Here is a 22,871-nt window from a genome sequence, read left to right on the forward strand (position 1 = left end):
AGATTAGCGGGCTAATAGCCCGACTTGATCTTCTCGAATTCCGCGATCATGCGCTGACGCAGTTCTATCGGCATCGGCGACTGGAACAGCGTGTTGGCGAGGAACTTCGAGACATCCGCATAACCCTTGTCGGCAAGGATCTTCTGATCGACCTGCGCCATGCCGCGAGCGTTCGCATGACCGTAACCCCAGGACTCGACCATATAGGACGTGATTGCCGGATCGGAGATCGAATTGAGGTAGTCATACTGCTCGTCGACAGGCGCTTGCGCCCCCTTGAGCCGGACGTAGCCGCAAACCCAGGTCGACAGCCCCTCGGTCGTGTCCTTCTTGATCGCCGCCGGAACGCCGTCGGCCTGCAAGGTCGTCGCTGTCTCGTTCCAGGCCCAGGCGAGATCGACCTCGCCGCTAGCGATCGCCTGGCTCAAGTCGGTGTTGTCGGTCCAGTAGAGGCGCACGTTCTTGTGCACTTCGCGCAGGAAATCGGAGGCCTGCTTGAACTGCTCGTCGGTCATCGTCGTCCAGTCCTTGACGCCGATGGCGAGGCTCGCCAGCGCATAGGCGTCGTCGACATTATCGCCGATCGAGACCCGGTCCTTGAACTTCGGGTCGGCAAAAGCCTTGAGCGACTTGACCTCATCCTCCTTCACCGTGTCGGTCCGGTAGGTGAGCACTGTGTTGCCCCATTCGAAGGGCAGCAACCAGGCCTTTCCATCAGGCGTCGTCACCAGCCCCTTCATCGCGGCGATCGCCGGATCGATGTCGTTCCAATAGGTGAGCTTGGAGGTGTCGAGCGGCTCGATCAGCCCGGCTTCACGCCATTTCGCCACGCTCTGCGAACAGGGATGGGCAAGGTCGGCCTTGAAACCGGAGCGCAGCTTCTGGAACGCCTCCTCCTCGTCGCCGAAGAAACTGAAGTCGGGCTCGTCCCCATGTTTGGCGGTGTAGGAGGGATGGAAAGCCGGATCCTCGTAGCCGGACCAGTCGAAGATCGTGAGGTTTTCGGCAGCAAGCGCCGGCAGGGCGGTGGTTCCGACAAGCGAGGCGATGAAGGCGCCTCCCAAGATGTGCCTGCACGCGTTCACCAATGTCATTGCCAACCTCCTCTATCCGGCCGTTCCGGCGTTGTCGTTCCCTATTTCGGCCCTTCCCGGGTGAAATGCTTCGGAAAGGCGACGAGCAGATACTCGACAGCCGCCGAAAACGCCTTTTCGCGCGTCAGCCCGTCGCCCATCATCAGCCGCAGCCACAGCCCTTCCATCGATGCGCAGAGCGCCAGCGTCATGCCGTCGGGCTCATAGGCATAGTCGCCTTCGTCCTTCAGCGTCTGGCAGAGCGCCAGGAAAATATCCTGATACTTGACGTCGCGCGCACCGCAGAGCGCCTGATAGGTCGGCCGCGACTTGGCCTCGCCCCAGAAGGCGCACCAGGCCGCCAGCTTGCGCTTGGTGCAGATCTTGCGGTCGAAATCACAGGCGACGAGCGCCCAGAGTTGCGCCGCTGCCTTGTCGCCCGCCTTTTCCAGCGCCGCGCCCCAATTGGCCGCATACTCGTCCGCCATGAACTGCAGCGTGGCGATCAGCAACTTTTCCTTGCTCTCGAAATGGAAGTTGACGATGCCGCGCGACAGGCCTGCGCCATCGGCGACATCGGCGAGCGTCGTTTCCGAATAGCCGCGCTTTGCCAGCGAATCGATCGTCGCCTCGATCAGCTGCTGCCGCCGCGTCTCCTTCGAGGCCTTGCGCCCACGCTTTTCCGTGTCCGCCGCTTCCCGCACTTCTGGGCTGAGTTTCATCCGTACCGCCGTCTCGTTCTTCTTCAGACGCAGATGCATGTCATGCCCCGCGCGGCATCGGCTTGATGCCACGCAGATGAGTGGGACAATGCTCACCACTGTCAAGCACCTTCTGCATGGCCGTCCAGGTCCGGATATTCTTGGCGACATAGGCCTCGCCGACCGCCGCCACGGCGGCCGAATGCAGAGTTCCCTTAAGGCGTGAAAGCTCCTGCCGCGCCACGTCGCGATACCAATCATTGCGGCTTTCGGCCCGCGTCTCCCCGAAGCCTGCATCCTTCATGGCCGCGAGATAGGTTGCGGCGGACGCCATGCCGAAACTCAAGCCCTCGGCCGCGAGATAGGCCTTCATGTCGCCTGAGGGTTCGCCATCGTGGGCGATCAACCAGTCGGAGGCCGCAAAGGTGCCGCCCGGCGAAAGCACGCGAAAGATCTCGGAAAACATCTCCCGTTTGTCGGGCACGTGAACCAGCGCGTCCTTGGAAAAGACCACGTCGAAACTGCCGTCGACGAAGGGCAGCCTGCCGGGCGGCGCCTGGATGAAGGAGACACCGGCGAGACCGGCGCGGTCAGCAGCCTGCCGCGCATGCGCGATCACCGGCGCCTCGACATCGAAGCCCGCAATCGCCGCCGGCCGATAGGTTCGAGCGATATGCAGCGTCACGCCACCGGCGCCGCAACCGAGGTCCAGGACGCGCTTGCCTGCCAGTTCGACGCCGTCGAGCACGCGGTCGACCTCCTCGGGACCGCCGGGCGAGAGGTAGCCCTCCCCCCACAGTACCTGAAGAAAACGGATCGCCGTATCGTCGTATTCGACGGCGTGCCCCGCTTCTCGATCGACCGATGACATCCAAGCTCCTTGCCATATCAACCCTTGCTAAAAATCCTATCGCATTATCAGAGGATTGCAACATATTTGCTGAACGCTCATTCAAAATGGATGGACAACATTCTGCTTTCCGTGTCATTTTTTGATCAACGACAAGGGGAGCCACATGAAAAAATACGACGTGGTGATGATCGGAGGGGGGCACAACGGCCTGGTCGCCGCCTGCTATTTGCAGCGCGCCGGGCTGAATGTCGTCGTCCTCGAAAAGAACGACTGGGTCGGAGGTGCGGCGACCAGTCGAGAGCTGACGCCCGGCTTCCTTTATTCCAACTGTTCCTACGTCTGCTCGCTGTTCCGGCCGGAAATCATGCGTGACCTCGAGCTGCCGAAACATGGGCTGCAGGTGATCTCCTACGAAGGCGGCGCGGTCCTGACTCGCGACGGAGACTATCTCGCCTCCTATCGCGACCACGATTCCCATCGCCGCGAGTTCGCCCGCTATTCCAAGCGAGACGCCGAGGCCTATGAGCGCTATGCCCGCGACGTTACCCGCCAGTGCCGATTCATCCAGCCGCTCCTGATGCGCACGGCGCCGGACCCGTTCAGCTTCAAGCCGCGCGACATCTCCGAACTCATCTATCTCGCCAAGAAGTTCGGTGAGTTCTCGACGGCCGAGATGGCTGCGACCTTGCGCTTCTGGACCATGTCGATATCAGACTTCCTCGACGAGTATTTCGAGACCGACGTGATCAAGGCCTATCTGGCGCTTTCGGGCATCATCGGCACCGCACTCGGGCCGATGTCGCCGGGTACGGCCTACGTGCTGCTGCACCACTATATGGGCGAGGTCGACGGTTCGGTCGGCGCCTGGGGCTATGCCCGTGGCGGCATGGGCGCCGTTACCAAGGCGCTCGCCTCCTCGTTCCAGGCGTCGGGCGGCACCATCCGCACCGGCGCCGATGTCGCCAAGGTGCTGACCCGCAGCGGCCGCGCCTATGGTGCGCTGCTTGCCGATGGCGAGGAGGTGCTCGGCAATCTCGTCGTCTCCAATGCCGACTTCAAACGCACCTTCCTGAAGCTCGTCGACGAGGATGCCCTGCCCGAGCGCTTCGTTCACCGGGTCCGCCACTTCAAGATGCGCGGTTCCTCCGGCAAGGTGAACATCGCACTCGACAGCCTGCCGGAATTCCCGGCACTGCCGGCCGGTTCTTCCTGCATCCGCGGCGACCTGCACTTCACCGACAGCGTCACCCGCATGGAACGCGCCTATGACGACTGGAAGGCGGGCCGCTGGTCGGCCGATCCCTTCGTCGACATGATGATCCCGACGACGCTCGATCCGACGATGGCACCCCCCGGAAAGCACTTCGTCTCCTGCTTCGTGCAGTACTGTCCGCCAAAGGTTGGAGGCAACGACTGGACCGACGCCGACCGTGACGCCTTCGCCGAAACCGTGATCAAACAGATCAGCGACTATTCGCCGGGTTTTCGCGAGCGCATCCTGCACATGGAAGTGCGCACGCCGCGCGAGATCGAGCAGGAAGTGGGGCTGACGGAAGGCAACATCTTCCAGGGCGAACTCACCTTCGACCAGTTGCTGTTCAATCGGCCGGTTCCGGGCTACGCGCAATATCGCAGCCCCGTGCGCGGTCTTTATATCTGCGGCTCGTCGACCCACCCGGGTGGTGGCGTCATGGGGGCCCCCGGCCGCAACGCCGCTGCCGAGATCCTGCGCGACCTGCGCCACACTTCCTCAAACAAGATGAGCCCGGCCCATGACGTCATTTGATGCCATCGTCATCGGCGGCGGCCACAATGGCCTGACCGCCGCCACCTTCCTCGCCCGCTCCGGCCGCAAGGTCCTGCTGGTGGAAGCCAGCGACACGCTCGGCGGGGCTGCGCGCGGCTATGCCTTTCACCCGGGCTATTCGAGCCCGGGCCTTGCCCACATCGTCAACCGGCTCGATCCCGAGGTGGCTGTCGCCCTCTCGCTCGACGACAAACCCAGCGCGCCGGCGCCGACCGTCGTCCTGTCGCCGGCCGGGCGCCACGCGGTGCTGCGCGGCGGCTACGGCGAGACGATCGATGGCGTTTCCGAAGACGAAGCGAAGCGCTTCCAGGAGATGCGCGGCAAGCTGATCTTCCAGGCCGGCATCCTGAAGCGGTTCCTCAGGCGCCGCCCGCCTGAGGTCGGCGAGATGGCGCTCGCGGATTTTGCGACGCTTGTCGGCGCCGGCCTCGGGCTCCTGCGCAAGGGGCGCGAGGAGAGCCGCGATTTTCTGCGCATGCTGCTGATGAACGTCGCCGATACCGCCGACGAGTATCTGACCGACGACCGGCTGAAGGCGCTGCTTGCCTTCGACGCCACGCTCGGCATCCATCTCGGGCCACGCTCTCCAACCTCGCTGCTCGGCCTCTACTATCGACTGACCGGCGAGATGCAGGGAGTGACCGGCGCGCAGCATGTCGCCGGCAGCGGCGGGCGTTCGACGGCTGCTGCCTTCGAAACGGCGGCGACCCGGGCAGGTGTCACTGTCAGAACCGGCATCAGGGTCGAGCGCATCGTTGCCGATCGAGGCCACGCCACCGCCGTCGTGCTCTCCACTGGAGAAACGCTTGGGGCCGCGGCAATCGTGTCGGCGATCCACCCGAAGGCCACCTTCCTGACACTTGCCGATGCCGCCGAGATCGGCACCGGCTTCCGTCGCGCCGTCGGCAACATCCGCTCAAAGGGCAACGTCGCAAAGCTCGATCTGGCCCTCGACCGCATACCGGATTTTCCCGGCGTAACGGCGGCCGACCTGCGTGGCCGGCTGGTGATCGCGCGGTCGGTCGACCATGTCGAAGAGGCGTTCAATCCGGCGAAGTACGGCCAGTTCTCCACCGATCCGGTGATGGAAATCACCTTGCCGAGCCTCAGTGATCCGTCGCTCGCGCCTTCCGGCGGCTGCACCCTGTCCGCCCTCGTCGAATTTGCGCCTTACGCACTCGCCGACGGCTGGGACAAGGGCAAGCCCGCTTTCCAGAAGATCGTGCTCGATACTCTGGAAAGTTATGCGCCCGGCCTTGGCAGCAGTATCGTGGCGACAAGCCTGCTAACCCCCGTCGACATCGAGGAGCGCTATAACCTGCCGGGCGGGCACTGGCATCACGGCGAGCTCCAGGCCGACCAGCTGCTCGTCAACCGCCCGGTCAACGCAGCGTCGGGCTACGCGACACCGCTTCGCGGTCTCTATCTCGCCAGTGCCGGCTCGCATCCGGGTGGAGGGATTTCCGGCCTGCCAGGCCTGCTTGCCGCCCGCCAGGTCCTTTCGGAGAAACGCGCATGATGATGCATTTGACAGCCCTTCGCCGCGCCGCCCAGGGCCACATCCTAACGCCCCGCCTGGAAACCCCGTTTCATGAACGCCTCGCAGCCCTCAGCGAAACCAACGACTGGTACAGCTGGGCGGGCTACAAGGCGCCGCATTCCATCTTCGATACCGAACTCGAATATTTCGCGATCCGCTCGACCGCGGCGCTGTTCGACATCTCGCCGATGGTGAAATACCGCATTCGTGGCGCGGACGCCGAGCGCTATCTCAACCGGCTGACGCTGCGCAACGTCGCCAGGCTCGGCATCGGCCGCGTGCACTACACCGCCTGGTGCGATGACCATGGCCATGTGCTCGACGATGGAACGCTATTTCGTCTGGGATCGGACGATTTTCGCCTCTGCTGCCAGGAGCGGCATCTTCCCTGGCTTCTCGACAGCGCCGGCGGATTTTCCGCCGAGATCGTCGAGGAGACGAGCGAGATCGCCGCCGTCGCGCTTCAGGGCCCGACGTCCTTTGCGGTCCTCGAAGCCGCGGGTTTTGCCGGCGTCGAAGCGCTAAAGCCGTTCCAGCTCGCGGACTTCCCTCACCTCGATGGCACTGTGACCATTTCGCGCACCGGCTTTACCGGCGATCTCGGCTATGAACTCTTCGTCGATGCCAGAGAAGCGCTGAGCCTCTGGGATCGTCTGTGGACGGCTGGCACCGGTTTCGGCTTGAAGGCGATCGGTTATGACGCACTCAACCGGGCTCGCATCGAAGCGGGCTTCATCGTCGCCAATGCCGATTTCATCACGGCCGAGGCCGCGCTTCGGGCCGACCGCGAACGGATGCCTGACGAAATCGGTCTCGACTGGCTGGTGGATGCGGAGAAGCCTTTCTTCAACGGACGCGACGCCATCTTCCGCGCGCGCGAAAGGACCACGCTGAAGCATGTGCTCGTCGGCCTTGAGATCGAAGGCAACATCCCGGCTGAGGGGGCAATTGTCTATCACCGCGGCAAGAAGGAAGTCGGCCTTGTCACCGCGGCGATCTGGTCACCGCTTGCCAAACGCAACATTGCGATCGCCACTCTTTCACGGCCTTACGGCACACGCATCGTCGACGATCTCTGGGTCGAGATCTATGCGCTGCGGGAACTTCAGTATCAGAAACTCATGAAACGGGCCCGCATCGTCGCCCGGCCCTTCGTCAAGCTCGACCGCCGTTCGGCCAACCCGCCGGGACGGTTCTGAGATCACCGCTATGGACGACGAGACGAAACGGCACTGGGAGATGATCAAGCTGCCGGTCGGCACCGAGTGGTCCGGCCGCGCTCGCTACGCTGCCGCCATGTTCTTCTACCAGCAGGGCCTGATGGATGCCGAGACGCTCGAAGTCTACCGGATCTGTTCTCGTCTCGATGCCGAGGATCCCGCCGCCGTTCTGCGGCGCTACCAGACCGGCCTTGACTGGCTGGTCCGGTTGGAAGGCAGCGGAGATCCGTAATCGTTCGGCCCTCCGGCCTTGCTGCGAATGCGAATGACCCCGCGTTATGCGCCCATCACGCATTCAAGCAATCAGCGTTCAATGACAAAACTCCACGCTCCATCCTGGGTCACACAATTGCCATTGATCTTGGTGGCCCCAGCGTTGAGGAAAGCTGTGCATGTTCCGGTTTCGCCAGTCGCCGTTTCGAATGTGTGCGAAAGATCGCGGCCGGAAATCTTACCCTTGCCAATCGATTGGAAAGTGCCGTTGAGCGCCGTGTGCGTGTATTCGTACTCTGAGCCGGATTGCGTGAAAATAAAACGCGAGCCGTCGTCACTGCGCCACTCCCCGCCGATGTCGACTGTTGACGTGGACGGTATTGGCGTCACTGGATCAGGCTGGGTCTTTGTTACAACCGCGGGCGACGCCGCGACATTAGTCTTCTCGTCGCGGAAGGTCAGTTTGTCGAAGTTGACGATTACGGCGGTCAACAAACTGCCAACGACTGTGATGACCGCTATCCAAACCTGCGTCTTGTTGATTCCCGAGTCTTCGGCCATGTGAATCTCTCTCGGTGAAGACTACACAACGGACTTGAACAATACACGTGCATCCCGGACCTGGCGACCATGCTTCTTCGGTTCCGAAAGCGGCCTTCATCGCCAGCGTTGCGAAACGACTGTGCGCGAGAGCGAGATCTGACCTCAAGCTACCGTCTGATCCGGGCTTGGCGCCGACATCTGGTCCTGTTGTCTCGCAACCCCAAGCAACCATTTGTGGAATTTCTGTCCAAACGGCTTTTCGAGCGCAGCCCGATCCCAAGCCAAGTAATAGCTCTCGGGTAATCTCATGCGAATATCGAAGGGGACGACCAAGGTGCCCGAGGCAACCTCGTCGCTGATCATCGAAACTTGGGCGAGAACGAATCCTCGGCCGTTGACGGCCGCGTCGATGGCACTGCTCGACAGGGTGAAGGAGAGGCCCGAAAACTTCTGGCCACCATCGGCATTGACCAATGTCGCCCAGTCATTCCATTGCGGCGAGGCCTTGTAGTCAGCCTCCCACTCCACGTTGAGCAGTGGAAAGGCGAGGATATCGCGCGGCGTTTCGAGATTACGGCCGGCGATCAGCGTGGGCGAACAGGCAGGCACGATCCAGTCGGTGAATAGATTGGCCACGTGTTCATGGACATAGGAGCGCCGACCGTAGGTGATGCGGAAATCCACCTGCTCGGCACCGATGCGGGGCTCTTGCTCCTGCCCGAGAATTCGCACGCTCGATTCCGGACAGAGCGTCTGCCAATCGAAAATCTTGCGATTGACCCACTTGTTGGCGACAGATGTCAGGGCGCTTAGGACGATCCCCGTCTCGTTGCGCGCACGGGTGAGAACGTTGGCGGCATGCGAAAGCTGCTGGAAGCCTTTCGCGACTTCCCGATAATACAAGCGTCCCCAGGAAGACAGTTCCACCCGCCGCCCGCGCCTCTCCAGCAGCGTCAAGCCGAGACATTGCTCGAGGTTGCGCACCAGCTGGCTCACGGCCCCCGGAGAAACGCCGAGGTCCTCCGCAGCGGCGCTGACAGAACCACATCGCCCGATCGCCTCAAAGGCCTGCAAGCCGCGCAAGGACGGGTTCGGCATCGCAAAGCACTCCTTCAGCCCAGCAAATCGCTATTTAGAAAATCTAAAAAAGAACGCAGGCGCTGGCAACTTGTTGGCACCGAAAAAACGTCGAACATTCGCTTAACAAAACGCAAGGAGAGCGAAATGTTTCTCAAGAATGCCTGGTATGTCGCAGCCTGGGATCACGAGGTCGACCGCGAGTTGAAACCCGTCACGATGCTCGGCGAAAACATCGTCCTCTACCGCAAGCAGGACGGCAAGGTCGCGGCACTCGAGGATGCCTGTCCCCATCGCAAGCTGCCGCTCTCCATGGGGCGGATCAAGGGCGACGACGTCGAATGCGGCTACCATGGCCTTACCTTCGACTGTTCCGGCACCTGCACCCGCGTGCCCGGCGCCGAGCGCATTCCCCATGTGGCCAAGGTACGTTCCTACCCGGTCCATGAGCGCTACGGCCTGCTTTGGGTGTGGATGGGCGACGCCGAGAAGGCCGACCCGAAGGACATCTTCGAAGTCGAGCATTTCGGCGACCCCAGCTGGGGCGTCAATCGCGGCGAGTCGATGACGCTCAACTGCAACTACCTCTACATGACCGACAACCTGCTCGACCCGTCCCATGTCGCCTGGGTCCACCAGTCGTCTTTCGCAAGCTCGGCTTGTGAGGAAACGCCGCTCGAGACGACCGTGAAGGACGACGGCGTCACCGTCTGGCGCTGGATGATCGATTCCGAACCGGCGCCGTTCTATGCGCCCTTCCTGCAATTTGAGGGTAATACAGACCGCAAGCAGCACTACGAAGTGCGCTATCCGAGCAACGCAATCATCAAGGCGATCTTCGCGCCCGCCCACACCGGCGGCGAGGGCCGGCCACTGCCGGACAACACCTTCCTGATGGACAGCTACAACTTCATGACGCCGGTCGATGAAAACCGGACGAAGTACTACTGGTTCCAGATGCGCAACTTCGCGCCCGATGACGTCAAGGTTTCCGAGAGTTTTGCCAAATCCGTGCGCGGCGCCTTCGAGGAGGACCGCGTGGTCCTTGAAGCTGTCCATCACGGCATGGCCAACCAGCAGACACCGAACCTCGACCTGAAGATCGACGTCGGTCCGATGCGCTTTCGGCGCAAGCTGGCCCAGCTGATCGCCGCCGAGACCAAGACCGATGCCGCAAGCGTGGCCGCGGAATAGGGAGCATTTCCGATGCTCGATGCAGCGGCCTCGCGCTTCCGCCCCTTCGAAGTCATCTCGAAGACGCAGGAAAGCGCCACGATCACGTCATTCCGGCTCGCGCCGATTGAACCCCAGCATTGGCGGCCATTCGAGGCGGGTCAGTTCCTGACGATGCGCGTTCCCGACCGCAAGGGCGGACATGTCCTGCGCAACTACACGGTCTCCTCTTCCCCGCGCGAAGAGGGAACCTACCGGATAACCGTGAAGCGTGAGGCGGCACCGTCGCAGGATGTACCTGATGGCCTGAGTTCCTGCTGGCTACATGACGAGATCGAGCCTGGCGCCGTCATCGACATCGACCTGCCGCGCGGTGCCTTCAAGCTCGACGGCGCCAGCACCCGCCCCGTCGTCCTTCTTTCCGGCGGTGTCGGCCTGACACCGACAGTTTCGATGCTCAATATCCTGGCGCGGGAAAGCGACCGCCCGGTCTGGTTCATTCACGCCTGCGACAATGCGGCCGTCCATGCGCTGCGCGAAGAGGTCGAAAGTCTCGCGGCGCTGCGCCCCGGCATCGCGATCCATTTCTGCTATCGCTTTGCCGAAGGCGCAGATCTGGAAGCTGCCCGCTGCCACTCCGCAGGATTTCTGACGCGCGACACGCTTCAGAGCCTCCTGCCGCTCGACGACTACGAGATCTATATGTGCGGGCCGCCGCCCTTCATGCAGGCGCTTTTCGGCATTCTCACCGGTCTTGGGGTGCGCAAGGAGCGCATCGCCTATGAGTTCTTCGGGCCCGCGAGCCTGTTGTCGGAGGCCGGGCAAACGGCGGCGCGCCCCATGACGGCTGCCGTCGCGCAGCCCACGGCAGATACCGACGGCCCGCGCATCGTTCTGAAGAAGTCGGGGCGCAGCCTCGCCTGGGATGGAACAAGCGATTCCATCCTCGCCTTCCTGGAGGCGCAGGGCATCGAGCCTGAATTTTCCTGCCGGGCCGGGGTTTGCGGAACCTGTGAACAGGGGCTCGTCTCCGGCGAGGTCGACTATTTCGAGGAGCCCCTCGACGAGGTGCCGCCCGACCGGGTGCTCTTGTGCTGCACCAAGCCGAAATCCTCGATCGTTCTCGATCTCTGACCACTCAAGAGGGTGCCGTCTCAACCCGATGTCCAAGCCTTGAAGGAAGCTCCGTGACGAAACCGCTTCATACCGAGATCCCGCTCAACCCGCATGTGGCCGCCCTGCCAGCTTACAATGCCGGCATGAACATTGCTGCCGCACGGCAGCAGAGCGGTCGGCAGGACATCGCCGCCCTTGCCAGCAACGAGAACCCGGACGGTTGTTCGCCGCAGGTCACAGCCGCGCTCGCAAACCTTGAGCCCTCGCGCTATTCGGACCCGGCCTGCACGGTGCTGCGCGCGGCACTCGGCCAACGGCTTGGCGTTTCCACCGAACGCATCGTCGCCGGCAACGGCTCGGAGGAGATGATCGCCGCGATCTGTCGGGCGGTGCTGCGTCCCGGCGCGTTCGTCGCGACTGTCTGTCCAGGTTTCGGCCTGCACGAGATCGAGGCGCTTGCCAATGGCGCCAGCGTCGAGAAGGTCGCCATGCGTGCCGATCTAAATTTCGACATTCCGGCGATTGTCGCCATGCTCGAGCGCAACCCGGCGATTTTCTTCCTCTCCTCCCCTTCCAATCCGGTCGGTCCGGCGCTCGATCCCGGCGGGTTGGCGCGCATTCTCGCGGCCGTCAGGCATGAAACGCTTCTGGTGCTCGACGAGGCCTATTTCGAGTTCACGGACGAAGACATGCCCGATGGGCTTGCCGCGCTCTCGGCGACGAACCTTTCCTGGGTGGTTCTGCGAACCTTTTCAAAAGCCTATGGGCTTGCGGGCCTGCGCGTCGGCTATGCGGTGACCTCCGATGCCCGTCTGGCGCGGGCCATGAGTGCAGCCAAAACTCCTTTCAACGTCAATGCCGCAGCCCAGGTGGCAGCCGTCGCCGCGCTCGACGACGACGCCTGGATGCAGTCTTCGGTCGCAAGACTGAAGCGCGAGCGCGAGCGCGTTGCAGACACCGTCGCCGCAATGGGGCTTTCGGCGGCCCGGTCGCAAACGAACTTCCTGTTCATCGATGTCGGGCGGGAGAGCCGGAGCGCGTTCGATCATTTCCTGTCCAGGGGGATCATCGTCAAGCCGTGGAAGGAGGAGGGCTACGGCACCTTCATCCGCGTCACGATCGGCACCCCCTTGGAAAACGACCGTTTTCTCGACGCGCTTCGCGACCTCGTTAGGACGTGACGGCGCGTGCCGCCCTGCAAGCCAAACACAAAGAGGGGTCGAAGCACGGCCCGACGGGAACGATCACATGAGCGGAAACGCAAGCCTGCACAGAGTAAACCGGGAGCCCCATCGCATGTCCCCTTCAGTGCCATCCGGTCTATTCGCCGGTGATTTTTCCGCCTTGCGCGCTCGTTTTCTCGCCGCCGCGCGCACTGCGGGCGCCAGCCTGGTCGAATATCTGCACCCGTTGCACGGACCGAAGGGAGAGCGCCTGGCGACCGATGTTGCCTATCTTGGGCGCAACGATGCCGAAAAGCTCCTGGTGCTGATTTCCGGAACGCATGGCGTCGAAGGTCCGTTCGGCTCGGCCTGCCAGACCGCCTGGCTTTCGCAAAACTCCCCCTGGAAACTCCCCGATGATACCGCGGTTCTGGCGATCCACCTCATCAACCCCTGGGGCACGGCCTGGGCGCGCCGGGTCAACGAGGACAATGTCGACCTCAACCGCAATTTCATCGACTGGAACACGGCGCCGCCGACGAACAAGCGCTATGCCGAATTGCACGGCGCCCTCGTCTGTCGCGCCTGGGACGGCCCGGAGCGTGACGCAGCCATCGAGGCATATGAAGAGGCCAAGCGGCGGCTCGGCGGCTACGCCGGCATCGCACCGATCGTGGAGGCTGGCCAGTACGACTATCCGGACGGTTTGTTTTATGGCGGCGATGGCCCGGTCTGGTCCAACCGCACCCTGATCGAGATCCTGTCGACATTCGCGCAGAAAGCCAGCGAAGTCGTCGTCTTCGACCTGCACACAGGCGCCGGGCCTTACGGCTATCCGGCTCTGCTCTCGGTCGCCGAGGGCGAGCACCCCGGGCTGGAATGGGGTCGGCGCATCTTCGGCCCCGCGCTCTCGGTCGTCGTCACCGGCGAGAGTGCGACGACAGACACAGGCATCGCCGCGACCGCCACCGGCTATGTCTCGGCGGCCGTGCGCAACGCCCTGCCGGAGGCGCGCGTGCTGCCGCTTGTCGTCGAATGCGGCACTCTGGACGGCGCCACGGTCTCGGACGCCGTCCAGGCGGACAATTGGCTTCACCTGTTCGGCAAGATCGATACGCCGCTCGGCGACAGGATCAAGAAGGAGCTCTGCTCAGCCTTCATCCCAGACGACGTCGACTGGCAGCGCGCCTGTCTCGAGGCGTCGCTGCGTCATTTCGATCGCGCCTTTGCCGATCTCAAGGCCGTTGGCGGCGCGCAACCCGAAAAGTCCGTGCCCGCCGCAGCCGCTGTCATCGTCGTCGCCCATCCGGAGGCCGGCGGCCCGAGGCTCGACGATAGATCCGCGATCGAAGTGCACGACATCCACAAACGCTTCGGTCCCCTCGCCGTGCTCAACGGTGTCAGCGTCTCCGCGCAGCCGGGCGAGGTCGTGTCGATGATCGGCTCTTCGGGTTCCGGAAAAAGCACGTTCCTGCGCTGTATCAACCTCCTCGAACAACCGAATGACGGGCGTATCATCATCGACGGTGAAGAAATCCGCCTGAAGAAGACGCCCGACGGTGGTGCTGTAGCCGCCGACATCCGGCAGGTGGAGCGTATCCGCTCGCGCGTTGGCATGGTGTTTCAGAACTTCAACCTCTGGCCGCACATGACGGTCCTCGAAAACATCATCGAGGCGCCGCTGCACGTGCTGAAGGAAGGGCGGCAAGCGGCCGTCGACCATGCCCACGCGCTGTTAAAGAAAGTCGGCCTCTCCGACAAACACGCCCAATATCCCGGACAATTATCCGGCGGCCAGCAACAGCGTGCCGCGATTGCCCGCACACTCGCCATGCGCCCGAAGCTTATCCTTCTGGATGAGCCGACCTCGGCGCTCGACCCGGAGCTGGTCGGTGAAGTGCTGCGCGTCATTCGACAGCTGGCCGAAGAAGGAAACACGATGATCCTCGTGACGCACGAAATGCAGTTCGCGCGCGAGGTGTCGCACAAGATCCTCTTCCTCCACCAGGGAAAGGTGGAGGAAGAGGGTACCCCGGCGGATGTCTTTACCAACCCGCGCTCCGAGCGCATGCGCCAGTTCCTGGCTCGAACGCTCTGACATCCAGCCATTACCACCCGTCCGGGCTTCCTCCGGACGAGAGCCAACAAGAATGCTCAGCAAGGGGAACCAAAACATGAAGCTGAAAAGTCTATTGCTCGCCACGTTCTTTATCGCCGGCGTCTCTGCAGCCCAGGCTGCCGAGGGTGAATTGTCGATCGGCACGGAAGGCGAGTATCCGCCATGGAGCATGGCCGATGCCGCTGGCAACGTCACCGGGTTCGACGCCGATGTCGGTAACCTGCTCTGCGCCAAGCTGGAGATGAAGTGTCACTTCGTCGTGCAGGCATTCGACGGTCTCATCCCGGCGTTGAAGGCCAAGCGTTTCGACATCATCATTTCCGGCATGTCGATCACCGCCGAGCGCAAGAAGCAGATCAACTTCTCGGTGGGCTACGCCGAACTTGCCAACATGTTCGTGGTGAAGAAGGATTCCGATCTCGCCGGCGTCAAGGATATCGACACGCTGCTGACATCGCTCGACGGCCGCACGGTCGGCGTCCAGGCCGGCACGACCCATGCGCATTTCATGGAAAAGCGCGCCTCCTCCGCCGTCCTGAAGACCTATGACACGCTCGACCAGATGCAGATCGATCTTGCGAGCGGACGCGTCGAGGCGGCATTTGCCGACTCTTCCGCGCTCCAGGACTTCCTCGGACGCCCTGACGGCAAGGACTTCCAGTTCGTCGACGTCAAGGTGCTGAGCACCTTCGACCCGACGCTCGGCGAGGGCATCGGCGTCGGCATCGCCCAGGAAAATACCGAACTGAAGGCCCGCATCGACAAGGCGCTCTGCGAACTGGTCGCCGACGGCTCGATCGGCAAGGCAAGCCAGACCTGGTTCAAGACGGACATCTCCCGTCCCTGCCAATAACAAAACGACGCCTCCCGAGAACATGGCCTCAAGGCCGTCGTTTCCCGGGAGGCCTCCTCCGACAGGTCAATGCGAGAATTGGGCGGGTTCGATGGATCTTGGATTTTGGCAGGTATGGGAAGGCGGCTGGATCTCGGCGATCCTGCGCGGGGCGGCAATCACCATTGCACTTGGCATGGCGAGCATGGTCTTTGGAGCCGTCATCGGCGTCGGCTGCGGCCTGATTAAATGGGCGCGGGTTTTCCCGCTCACACTTGTCGTGGACTTCTACACGTCGATCGTGCGCGGCGTGCCGGAACTTCTCATCATCTATCTCCTCTTTTTCTCCTCTGTCGAGTTCGTGGCAAAGGTCGCCGCGGCGTTCGGCTACGAAGGACTGGCCGGCAACGGTTACGCCTTCACCATCGCGGTCGTCGCGATTGCTGCGATATCAGGAGCCTATTCGACGGAGGTCGTGCGCGGGGCCCTCGCCGCCATTCCCAATGGACATATCGAGGCGGCGCGGGCGCTCGGGATCCCCGGCAGACGCATCTTCCGGCGCATCATCGCCCCCCAGATGCTCAGGATTGCCGTGCCGGGCATGAACAACGTCTGGCAGACCACGATCAAGGATACTGCCCTGGTCTCCGTGGTCGGCCTGCAGGAGTTGATGCGTGCCGCCTTCGTCGGTGCGGGTTCCACCCGCAATCCCTTCATCTTCTATTTCATCGCCGCCCTCGTCTACCTTGCGATCACGCTGGTCAGCCAGGGTGGTTTCGACTGGATCGAACGCCTTCTGCGCCCCCGTACGAGGAAATAGACCATGGATCTCGAACTCGTTTTCCTCGCGGTTCCGACCCTTGCCAAGGGGCTATGGCTCACCGCCCTCCTGACGGTCACTTCGGTCGCCATCGGCTTTACCCTCGGTCTCGCGCTTGCGGTCATGCGGCTGTCGAAAAACAGGGCGATGAGCAGCTTTGCCAAGGGATACAGCACCGTCTTTCGCGGCACGCCGCTCCTGGTGCAGCTGTTTCTCATTTACTACGGCCTTGGCCAGCTTTCCTTCGTACGGGACAACCCTGTCCTCTGGTGGGTCATAGGTGACGGCGCCCATTGCGCAGTCCTGGCGCTGGCGCTCAATACGGCTGCCTATACCTCGGAAATCCTGCGCGGTGGCCTCATGTCCATTCCGGGCGGACTGGTCGAGGCGGCACAGGCCTGCGGCATGTCCCGGCTGCTGCGCTTCCGCCGGATCACCTTCCCCCTCGCCATCCGGCAGGCGCTACCAGCCTATGGCAACGAGCTGGTCCTCGTCGTCAAGGGAACGAGCCTTGCCTCCACGATCACCGTTCTGGAGATCACCGGCCATGCAAAGCGGCTGATGAGCCAGACCTATGCAATCCTCGAAATCTTCGCCATCGCCGGCGTTCTCTACCTCTTGATCAACCTGATCCTGATCACGCTTGTCCGGCTGCTCGAGGCCCATCTGACACGCTACCTGCCCCGGTAGGCGATCGCCTGAACCGGCTGGAAAACTTCAAAAGGAAATATGAAATGTCCATGGATGTACGCGCCGCCGTTGCCGTTCAGGCAGGCAAGCCGCTCGAGGTCATGACGGTTCAGCTCGAAGGCCCGCGGGCCGGCGAAGTGCTGATCGAGGTCAAGGCGACCGGCATCTGCCACACCGACGACTTCACGCTGTCGGGTGCTGACCCGGAAGGCCTGTTTCCGGCGATCCTCGGCCATGAAGGCGCCGGCATCGTCGTCGATGTCGGCCCGGGTGTCACCTCGGTGAAGAAGGGCGACCACGTCATTCCGCTCTATACGCCCGAGTGCCGCTCCTGCCCGTCGTGCCTGTCGCGCAAGACCAATCTCTGCACCGCCATCCGCTCGACCCAAGGGCAAGGCCTGATGCCCGACGGCACCTCGCGCTTCTCGATCGGCAAGGACAAGATCCATCACTACATGGGCTGCTCGACCTTTGCCAACTACACGGTTCTGCCGGAGATCGCCGTTGCCAAGGTCAACCCGGACGCGCCCTTCGACAAGATCTGCTACATCGGCTGCGGCGTGACGACCGGCATCGGCGCGGTCATCAACACGGCCAAGGTGGAGATGGGCGCAACCGCGATCGTCTTCGGTCTCGGCGGCATCGGGCTCAACGTCATCCAGGGCCTGCGCCTTGCCGGCGCCGACATGATCATCGGCGTTGATCTCAACAACGACAAGAAGGCCTGGGGCGAGCGCTTCGGCATGACCCACTTCGTCAACCCGAAGGAGGTCGGCGACGACATCGTGCCCTATCTCGTCAACATGACCAAGCGCGGGGCCGACCAGATCGGCGGCGCCGACTACACCTTCGACTGCACCGGCAACACCAAGGTGATGCGCCAGGCGCTCGAGGCCTCGCATCGCGGCTGGGGCAAGTCGGTCGTCATCGGCGTTGCCGGCGCCGGTCAGGAGATCTCCACGCGGCCGTTCCAGCTGGTCACCGGCCGCAGCTGGATGGGCACGGCCTTCGGTGGCGCCCGCGGCCGCACCGACGTGCCGAAGATTGTCGACTGGTACATGGAGGGCAAGATCGAGATCGATCCGATGATCACCCACACCTTGGCCCTCGAAGACATCAACAAGGGCTTCGAGCTGATGCATTCGGGCGAAAGCATCCGCTCGGTCGTGGTATACTGAGCGCGGGTTCAAGACCGCATCAAAAATGCAATTCGTGCATCGCGTCGTCAGCGTTCAGCCGACGGCGCCCATAATCGGCCGCGCATCAAGCGCCGGCGATGAAGGAGGAGAAACCCATGCCAAGCATTGCCATCCATCCATCCCTCGACAGTGGGTTCAAGGCGACGAACGCTGCCTTTTCGGGAGGCACGCTCGTCTGCAATTGCGCAAGCAAGCCCGTAAAAGTTCGGGTCAAAAGCGACATTGCCCACAACCACGCCTGCGGCTGCACGAAATGCTGGAAACCCGACGGTGCTGTCTTCTCGGTCGTCGCGGTCGCACCGACCGCCGATGTCGAGGTGCTGGAGAACGGTGACAAGCTTGCAATCGTCGATCCCAACGCGCTGATCCAGCGCCATGCCTGCAAGGACTGCGGCGTGCACATGTACGGCCCGGTCGAACGCGACCACGCCTTCAAGGGGCTTTCCTTCCTGCATCCGGAACGGTTCCAGGAAACGGGGTGGGCTAAGCCGGGCTTTGCCGCCTTCGTCTCATCGATCATCGAGAGCGGGTATGATCCGGCAAAGATTGATGGCGTGCGCGGTCGGCTGCGTGAGCTGGGTCTGGAACCCTATGATTGCCTGAACCCCGTCCTGATGGACGTTATCGCCACCTGGGCGGCCAAGAAAAGCGGTGCGCTCAAGACGGCCACGGCCTGAACAGCCCGCCTCAAACGCCTCACCGTTCTCGACATCACCAGCAGGTTACATCGCATGGATCACCTACAGCCTGAGTTCAAAGACGAAATTCGCAAGATTGTCGGTGACGGAAATCTCAAGGACGGCGAGGCCCTTTCTTCGATCGACCACGGCGTAACACCGGAAAATCTCGGGGCGCGCGCCGTGGTCTTCCCAAGAACGACCGAGGAGGTCGCCTCGGTCGTAAAATGTTGCCTAACCAATGGGGTCCCTCTGGTTACCCACGGAGGACGAACCGGCCTCGTCGGCGGTGCGATCTCCGAACCGGGTGAACTCGTGCTTTCGACCGCCCGCCTCAATCGCATCCTGAGTGTCTCGCCGGTAGAGCGCGTGGCGGTGGTGGAGGCCGGCGTGACGCTGCAAGCGCTGCAGACGGCGGCCGCCGAGCATCGGCTTGAGACGGGGATCGATCTGCCGTCGCGCGGGTCGGCAACGATCGGCGGCATGGCATCGACGAATGCCGGGGGTATCGCCGCCTTTCGCTACGGGGTCATGCGGCACCGTATTCTGGGCCTGGAAGCCGTGCTTGCGGATGGTTCGATCTACTCGGACCTCACACGCGTGGTGAAAAATGCCGCCGGCTACGATCTGAAGCATCTGTTCGTGGGAGCCGAAGGCACGCTCGGCATTATCACGCGCCTTGTCGTCAAGCTTGAACCCCTGCCATTGGCGACGGCCACGGTCCTTTTCGGCCTGCCTTCCGTGGACGCAGCACTTGAGGCGGTCCGCCGTGGGCTCGACGCACGGCACGGTCAACTTCGTGCTGCGGAGGCGATATGGAACGCCTATTTCCGCCTGACGACAGGCCATCATCGTTGGTCGGCAACGGACTTCGATCCTGATCATCCGGTGAACCTGCTGATCTCGCTCGGCGGCGCCGACGAGGACGAGTTGCAAACGGAACTTGGACGCATCTATGAAGGTCTCATCGAGGACCATCCCGACGCATCGGCCGTGATTGCCTCCTCCGTTGCTCAGGAAGCGGATCTCTGGCGGTTGCGCGAAGACACCGACCTCATCTACCGGAAGCACCCGGGCGCGCCATCCTACGACGTCTCGGTCCCTCTTTCGGAAGTCGAGACCTATGTCGCGCGCTCAGTTGCCGGCCTGAAGACGTTGGATGCCGCGTTTGCCCCCTATGTCTTCGGCCACCTCGCCGATGGGAACCTCCACATCGTTCTCAATGCGGCAGGGACCGAAGTGTCAGGCAGCAAGGCAAGGGCCGTCGAAGAGGTGCTCTACAGGGACATCGCCGCGATCGGCGGATCCTTCTCTGCCGAGCATGGGATTGGCCTCAAGAGAGTGGGGTCCCTCTCGGCTGTTTCCGACGCTGTGAAGCTGGCGCTGATGCATCGGATCAAGGACACGCTCGACGCTGCGACCCTGCTGAACCCGGGAAAGGTGGTTCGCACAGGCGCTTTCGCGGCATGCTCCGACGCGGTCGCCGCAGACCCAATCTAGTTCAGCTCTGCGACATCGGCTTTACTGCCCACCATCGCGGACAGCTCGCGACGTGTGGTGTCCGCCTGCTGCCGCAGCCATTCGCGCAGCAGAGAAAACCCGCGGAGCCTGCTTGAGGTCTTTGGTGCAATGAGACTGTATCCCATGCCGACGTCGAGTTGGACGGGATGCGCCTGCACCAGCAATCCGTCGCGAACCGCAGCACCGACAAGCGCGAGGTCGGCAAGGGCGAGCCCCTGCCCCTGTTGGGCCGCCGTCACTGCGAGGTCCAGCGTGTCGAAGACCAGATGGCGTGCGCCTGCAAGGGAGATCTGCGCCTGCTCGGCCCAGCGCTGCCAGGTCTCATAGGTCCGATCCATGTGCAGAAGCACAAGGCCGTCAAAACTCGTCCGGTCATCGAGGTCTCCGAACAGCCCAGGCCGACAGACCGGCGCCAATTGCTCTTCCCACAAACGGTCTTCGGTCAAGCCGGGCCACGGCCCGACCCCGTATTCGATCATTCCGTCGATCCCCTCGAGCTCGAAGTCGGGCCGTCGAACCCAGGCGGTATCGATATCGACGCGCACATGTGGATGCTCGCGGTAAAAATCGGGAAGACGCGGCAGCAGCCAGCGAATGGCAAGCGAAGGATGGACGCGCAATGTGACGGTCTGCGGCGGCTGCGTCACGGCCTGGTCCGCTTCGATCAGCAAAGCGATCAGCTGCTCGATGTATGGCAGCAGCCTTTGCCCGGCGTCGGTCAGGACAACACGCCGCGTGCTGCGCAGGAAAAGCGCGCAACGAAAGTGATTTTCCAGTTGCAGGATCTGCCGGCTGATCGAGCTCTGGCTAATGTGGAGGATCTCCGACGCCTCACTGAACGACAAGGTTCGCGTCACCGCGAGGAACGCCTGCAAGCCGCCAAGAGGGGGAAATCGTCTGGACATCTGCCGATCTCATTTATTCGTTTTCCAAATAAATCAGTCGCACAATGAGCATTGGATTGTCCAGCGACCGCTTGCCATAGTTGCTGCGTTGGCTCGGCGACCAACCTCCCTTCAGCAGCGACAATCAGGACAAAAGGCTTGCCATGCGTATCATTTCTGAAACCGGCAACCGGCCGGAACACCCTTCCTTTGCCTTGCCGCAGCGCGCCGATGTCGTGATTGTCGGCGCCGGCATCATGGGCTGTGCCACGGCCTATTATCTTGCCAAGGCGGGGATCAAGGCCGTCGTTCTCGACAAATCGCGGATCGCCGGCCAGCAGTCGACCCGCGCATGGGGCTTCGTGCGCCAGCAGGGGCGCGACCCGTCGGAGATGCCGCTAGCAATTGCCAGCAACCGCCTGTGGCTGGACTTGCAGCAAGAACTGCAGACGGATCTGGGGTGGAGGCAGGGCGGCTGCCTATATGTCGGCCACGACGCCAGGCAAATGGCGCATTATGAAGCCTGCCTGGAAACGTCCAGGCAATACGGCGTCGATACGCGTCTTCTGTCGCCGGACGAGGTGCGCGCGCTGGTGCCAGGCTTCACTGCAAATCAAGTCGGGGGATTGTTCACACCAAGCGACGGCCAGGCCGAGCCTCGTGTCGTCGCGGCGGCCTTTGCCCGCAGGGCTGCCGAACTCGGAGCGAGGTTCATCGAAGGCTGCGGCCTGACGGGCATCGAAGTGGCCGGTAGCAAGGTCGTTGCCGCGCGCACCGAACACGGCGAGATCCGCAGCGACCACATCATCTGCACTGCAGGTGCCGCGAGCTGGCGTGTCCTGCGTTCGCTCGGCATCGCCTTGCCGCAGCATCAGGTGCGCGGAACGGTCGCTCGGACCTCGTCGGGATCGCCCGTCGGCGCCGTCGCCTGCATCGGCGGGGGTATTGGCTGGCGCCAGCGCAGCGACGGTAGCTTCAACCTGGCCAACGACGCGCGTGTGGATGTCGATGTCACCCTTGGCCATCTGCGCGCGCTCGAGTGGTACATGGGGCCGCTGTTGCAGCATTACCGGTCTTTCAATTTCAAGCTCAACGGCGCTTTGCTCGACGATATTGGCCAACGCCTGCCGGGGTCGGAAGCGCGAAGGAATGGCCACCTGGTCGGTGTTCGTGACCCCCTGCTCCCGGCCAACGATGCCGACATCCAGGCTTGCCTCGCAAGACTGAAGAAGGCACTGCCTTCTCAGCGAAACGTTGAGATCGTCGAGCGGTGGGCTGGCGGCATCGATGTCCTGCCGGACGGCATCCCGGTGCTCGACGCCCCGGCGACGCCAAGCGGACTGATGATTGCGACCGGCTTTTGCGGTCACGGTTTCGCGCTCGGTCCGATCGTCGGCAAGACCTTGGCGGACTGGCTCATCACTGGACAGCCGGGGATCAACCTCCACGACCTGCGCCTGTCGCGCTACGCCGAACGCGACATCAAACCACCGCACTCGCTTTTCTAAAAAGCGCGTCAGCGGCCCAAAAAAGAAGGGTCACGGAAGCATGGTCCGGACGCCGATAAGCACCGCTCATGCCCGCATGACACCTACTTATTTGCGCCGCAGCATGTCGCGCCATAGGCTTTCCTCATAGCCCGCAAGCAAG

The 22,871-nt window shown here is 62.7% G+C and carries 21 protein-coding genes; 15 read left to right on the forward strand and 6 right to left on the reverse strand.

Going from position 1 to position 22,871, the window contains the following annotated elements:
• Window positions 1-11: 11 nt before the first annotated feature.
• From VGO04_RS30490 to VGO04_RS30500, 3 genes are read right to left on the reverse strand one after another with little or no spacing between them, the layout of a single operon-like run.
• Window positions 12-1,094, reverse strand: coding sequence for an extracellular solute-binding protein (locus VGO04_RS30490; RefSeq protein ID WP_327499724.1), 1,083 nt, complete (start codon window positions 1,092-1,094; stop codon window positions 12-14).
• Between the two features lie 41 nt (window positions 1,095-1,135).
• A complete protein-coding gene (locus VGO04_RS30495) occupies window positions 1,136-1,795 on the reverse strand; it encodes a TetR/AcrR family transcriptional regulator (protein ID WP_327499751.1) in 660 nt (219 codons plus the stop codon).
• Window positions 1,796-1,835: 40 nt separating this feature from the next.
• Window positions 1,836-2,645 (reverse strand): class I SAM-dependent methyltransferase, encoded by an 810-nt coding sequence (locus VGO04_RS30500; RefSeq protein WP_327499725.1) that lies wholly within the window; start codon window positions 2,643-2,645, stop codon window positions 1,836-1,838.
• 145 nt (window positions 2,646-2,790) lie between these two features.
• Here VGO04_RS30500 and VGO04_RS30505 point away from each other — a divergent pair, with 145 nt between their 5' ends.
• From VGO04_RS30505 to VGO04_RS30520, 4 genes are read left to right on the forward strand one after another with little or no spacing between them, the layout of a single operon-like run.
• A complete protein-coding gene (locus VGO04_RS30505) occupies window positions 2,791-4,413 on the forward strand; it encodes an NAD(P)/FAD-dependent oxidoreductase (RefSeq protein WP_327499726.1) in 1,623 nt (540 codons plus the stop codon).
• Complete coding sequence (locus tag VGO04_RS30510) at window positions 4,400-5,953, forward strand: NAD(P)/FAD-dependent oxidoreductase (RefSeq protein ID WP_327499727.1); 1,554 nt, start codon at window positions 4,400-4,402, stop codon at window positions 5,951-5,953. Before VGO04_RS30505 ends, VGO04_RS30510 begins: the two co-directional genes overlap by 14 nt.
• Window positions 5,950-7,173 carry an aminomethyltransferase family protein gene (locus tag VGO04_RS30515; RefSeq protein ID WP_414650632.1) on the forward strand — a complete coding sequence of 408 codons (1,224 nt, stop codon included), beginning with the start codon at window positions 5,950-5,952 and terminating at the stop codon, window positions 7,171-7,173. Before VGO04_RS30510 ends, VGO04_RS30515 begins: the two co-directional genes overlap by 4 nt.
• A gap of 10 nt (window positions 7,174-7,183) precedes the next feature.
• Complete coding sequence (locus VGO04_RS30520) at window positions 7,184-7,426, forward strand: hypothetical protein (protein WP_327499728.1); 243 nt, start codon at window positions 7,184-7,186, stop codon at window positions 7,424-7,426.
• Window positions 7,427-7,497: 71 nt separating this feature from the next.
• Here the strand turns inward: VGO04_RS30520 and VGO04_RS30525 are convergent, their stop codons facing one another.
• Window positions 7,498-7,968 carry a hypothetical protein gene (locus tag VGO04_RS30525; protein WP_327499729.1) on the reverse strand — a complete coding sequence of 157 codons (471 nt, stop codon included), beginning with the start codon at window positions 7,966-7,968 and terminating at the stop codon, window positions 7,498-7,500.
• 144 nt (window positions 7,969-8,112) lie between these two features.
• Window positions 8,113-9,048 (reverse strand): LysR family transcriptional regulator, encoded by a 936-nt coding sequence (locus VGO04_RS30530; protein WP_414650633.1) that lies wholly within the window; start codon window positions 9,046-9,048, stop codon window positions 8,113-8,115.
• Between the two features lie 126 nt (window positions 9,049-9,174).
• Here VGO04_RS30530 and VGO04_RS30535 point away from each other — a divergent pair, with 126 nt between their 5' ends.
• The 10 genes from VGO04_RS30535 to VGO04_RS30580 all read left to right on the forward strand — a co-directional run bounded on the left by VGO04_RS30535 (window position 9,175) and on the right by VGO04_RS30580 (window position 20,316).
• Complete coding sequence (locus VGO04_RS30535) at window positions 9,175-10,221, forward strand: aromatic ring-hydroxylating dioxygenase subunit alpha (RefSeq protein WP_327499731.1); 1,047 nt, start codon at window positions 9,175-9,177, stop codon at window positions 10,219-10,221.
• A gap of 12 nt (window positions 10,222-10,233) precedes the next feature.
• A complete protein-coding gene (locus tag VGO04_RS30540; RefSeq protein ID WP_327499732.1) occupies window positions 10,234-11,334 on the forward strand; it encodes an FAD-binding oxidoreductase in 1,101 nt (366 codons plus the stop codon).
• Between the two features lie 53 nt (window positions 11,335-11,387).
• Window positions 11,388-12,497, forward strand: a complete 1,110-nt coding sequence (gene hisC, locus VGO04_RS30545; protein ID WP_327499733.1) for a histidinol-phosphate transaminase — start codon at window positions 11,388-11,390, stop codon at window positions 12,495-12,497.
• 115 nt (window positions 12,498-12,612) lie between these two features.
• On the forward strand, window positions 12,613-14,577 hold the full coding sequence (locus VGO04_RS33020; RefSeq protein ID WP_327499734.1) for a DUF2817 domain-containing protein: 1,965 nt from the start codon (window positions 12,613-12,615) through the stop codon (window positions 14,575-14,577).
• 76 nt (window positions 14,578-14,653) lie between these two features.
• Complete coding sequence (locus VGO04_RS30555; RefSeq protein WP_327499735.1) at window positions 14,654-15,451, forward strand: transporter substrate-binding domain-containing protein; 798 nt, start codon at window positions 14,654-14,656, stop codon at window positions 15,449-15,451.
• 91 nt (window positions 15,452-15,542) lie between these two features.
• Window positions 15,543-16,250, forward strand: a complete 708-nt coding sequence (locus VGO04_RS30560) for an ABC transporter permease subunit (RefSeq protein ID WP_327499736.1) — start codon at window positions 15,543-15,545, stop codon at window positions 16,248-16,250.
• A 3-nt stretch (window positions 16,251-16,253) separates the two neighbouring features.
• The gene (locus VGO04_RS30565) at window positions 16,254-16,940 is read left to right on the forward strand and encodes an ABC transporter permease subunit (RefSeq protein ID WP_327499737.1); all 687 of its coding nucleotides are present in this window, start codon (window positions 16,254-16,256) and stop codon (window positions 16,938-16,940) included.
• A 50-nt stretch (window positions 16,941-16,990) separates the two neighbouring features.
• A complete protein-coding gene (locus tag VGO04_RS30570; RefSeq protein ID WP_327499753.1) occupies window positions 16,991-18,118 on the forward strand; it encodes an S-(hydroxymethyl)glutathione dehydrogenase/class III alcohol dehydrogenase in 1,128 nt (375 codons plus the stop codon).
• 116 nt (window positions 18,119-18,234) lie between these two features.
• Window positions 18,235-18,816, forward strand: coding sequence for an S-(hydroxymethyl)glutathione synthase (gene gfa / locus VGO04_RS30575; RefSeq protein ID WP_327499738.1), 582 nt, complete (start codon window positions 18,235-18,237; stop codon window positions 18,814-18,816).
• 54 nt (window positions 18,817-18,870) lie between these two features.
• Window positions 18,871-20,316 (forward strand): FAD-binding oxidoreductase, encoded by a 1,446-nt coding sequence (locus tag VGO04_RS30580; protein WP_327499739.1) that lies wholly within the window; start codon window positions 18,871-18,873, stop codon window positions 20,314-20,316.
• Here VGO04_RS30580 and VGO04_RS30585 read toward each other — a convergent pair.
• Window positions 20,313-21,242, reverse strand: coding sequence for a LysR substrate-binding domain-containing protein (locus tag VGO04_RS30585; RefSeq protein ID WP_327499740.1), 930 nt, complete (start codon window positions 21,240-21,242; stop codon window positions 20,313-20,315). The two genes, VGO04_RS30580 and VGO04_RS30585, sit on opposite strands and share 4 nt — an antisense overlap.
• A gap of 143 nt (window positions 21,243-21,385) precedes the next feature.
• Here VGO04_RS30585 and VGO04_RS30590 point away from each other — a divergent pair, with 143 nt between their 5' ends.
• A complete protein-coding gene (locus VGO04_RS30590; protein WP_327499741.1) occupies window positions 21,386-22,729 on the forward strand; it encodes an FAD-binding oxidoreductase in 1,344 nt (447 codons plus the stop codon).
• Window positions 22,730-22,871 lie beyond the last annotated feature (142 nt).

It is taken from the genome of Ensifer sp. (assembly GCF_035999185.1).
In the GTDB taxonomy this organism is placed as follows: domain Bacteria; phylum Pseudomonadota; class Alphaproteobacteria; order Rhizobiales; family Rhizobiaceae; genus Ensifer.

Excerpts from the sequence above, each read along its gene's own strand:
- VGO04_RS30490 (WP_327499724.1), bottom strand. The coding sequence starts at position 1,094 with ATGACATTGGTGAACGCGTGCAGGCACATCTTGGGAGGCGCCTTCATC.
- VGO04_RS30495 (WP_327499751.1), bottom strand. The coding sequence starts at position 1,795 with ATGAAACTCAGCCCAGAAGTGCGGGAAGCGGCGGACACGGAAAAGCGT.
- VGO04_RS30500 (WP_327499725.1), bottom strand. The coding sequence starts at position 2,645 with ATGTCATCGGTCGATCGAGAAGCGGGGCACGCCGTCGAATACGACGAT.
- VGO04_RS30505 (WP_327499726.1), top strand. The coding sequence starts at position 2,791 with ATGAAAAAATACGACGTGGTGATGATCGGAGGGGGGCACAACGGCCTG.
- VGO04_RS30510 (WP_327499727.1), top strand. The coding sequence starts at position 4,400 with ATGACGTCATTTGATGCCATCGTCATCGGCGGCGGCCACAATGGCCTG.
- VGO04_RS30515 (WP_414650632.1), top strand. The coding sequence starts at position 5,950 with ATGATGATGCATTTGACAGCCCTTCGCCGCGCCGCCCAGGGCCACATC.
- VGO04_RS30520 (WP_327499728.1), top strand. The coding sequence starts at position 7,184 with ATGGACGACGAGACGAAACGGCACTGGGAGATGATCAAGCTGCCGGTC.
- VGO04_RS30525 (WP_327499729.1), bottom strand. The coding sequence starts at position 7,968 with ATGGCCGAAGACTCGGGAATCAACAAGACGCAGGTTTGGATAGCGGTC.
- VGO04_RS30530 (WP_414650633.1), bottom strand. The coding sequence starts at position 9,048 with ATGCCGAACCCGTCCTTGCGCGGCTTGCAGGCCTTTGAGGCGATCGGG.
- VGO04_RS30535 (WP_327499731.1), top strand. The coding sequence starts at position 9,175 with ATGTTTCTCAAGAATGCCTGGTATGTCGCAGCCTGGGATCACGAGGTC.
- VGO04_RS30540 (WP_327499732.1), top strand. The coding sequence starts at position 10,234 with ATGCTCGATGCAGCGGCCTCGCGCTTCCGCCCCTTCGAAGTCATCTCG.
- VGO04_RS33020 (WP_327499734.1), top strand. The coding sequence starts at position 12,613 with ATGTCCCCTTCAGTGCCATCCGGTCTATTCGCCGGTGATTTTTCCGCC.
- VGO04_RS30555 (WP_327499735.1), top strand. The coding sequence starts at position 14,654 with ATGAAGCTGAAAAGTCTATTGCTCGCCACGTTCTTTATCGCCGGCGTC.
- VGO04_RS30560 (WP_327499736.1), top strand. The coding sequence starts at position 15,543 with ATGGATCTTGGATTTTGGCAGGTATGGGAAGGCGGCTGGATCTCGGCG.
- VGO04_RS30565 (WP_327499737.1), top strand. The coding sequence starts at position 16,254 with ATGGATCTCGAACTCGTTTTCCTCGCGGTTCCGACCCTTGCCAAGGGG.
- VGO04_RS30570 (WP_327499753.1), top strand. The coding sequence starts at position 16,991 with ATGGATGTACGCGCCGCCGTTGCCGTTCAGGCAGGCAAGCCGCTCGAG.
- gfa (WP_327499738.1), top strand. The coding sequence starts at position 18,235 with ATGCCAAGCATTGCCATCCATCCATCCCTCGACAGTGGGTTCAAGGCG.
- VGO04_RS30580 (WP_327499739.1), top strand. The coding sequence starts at position 18,871 with ATGGATCACCTACAGCCTGAGTTCAAAGACGAAATTCGCAAGATTGTC.
- VGO04_RS30585 (WP_327499740.1), bottom strand. The coding sequence starts at position 21,242 with ATGTCCAGACGATTTCCCCCTCTTGGCGGCTTGCAGGCGTTCCTCGCG.
- VGO04_RS30590 (WP_327499741.1), top strand. The coding sequence starts at position 21,386 with ATGCGTATCATTTCTGAAACCGGCAACCGGCCGGAACACCCTTCCTTT.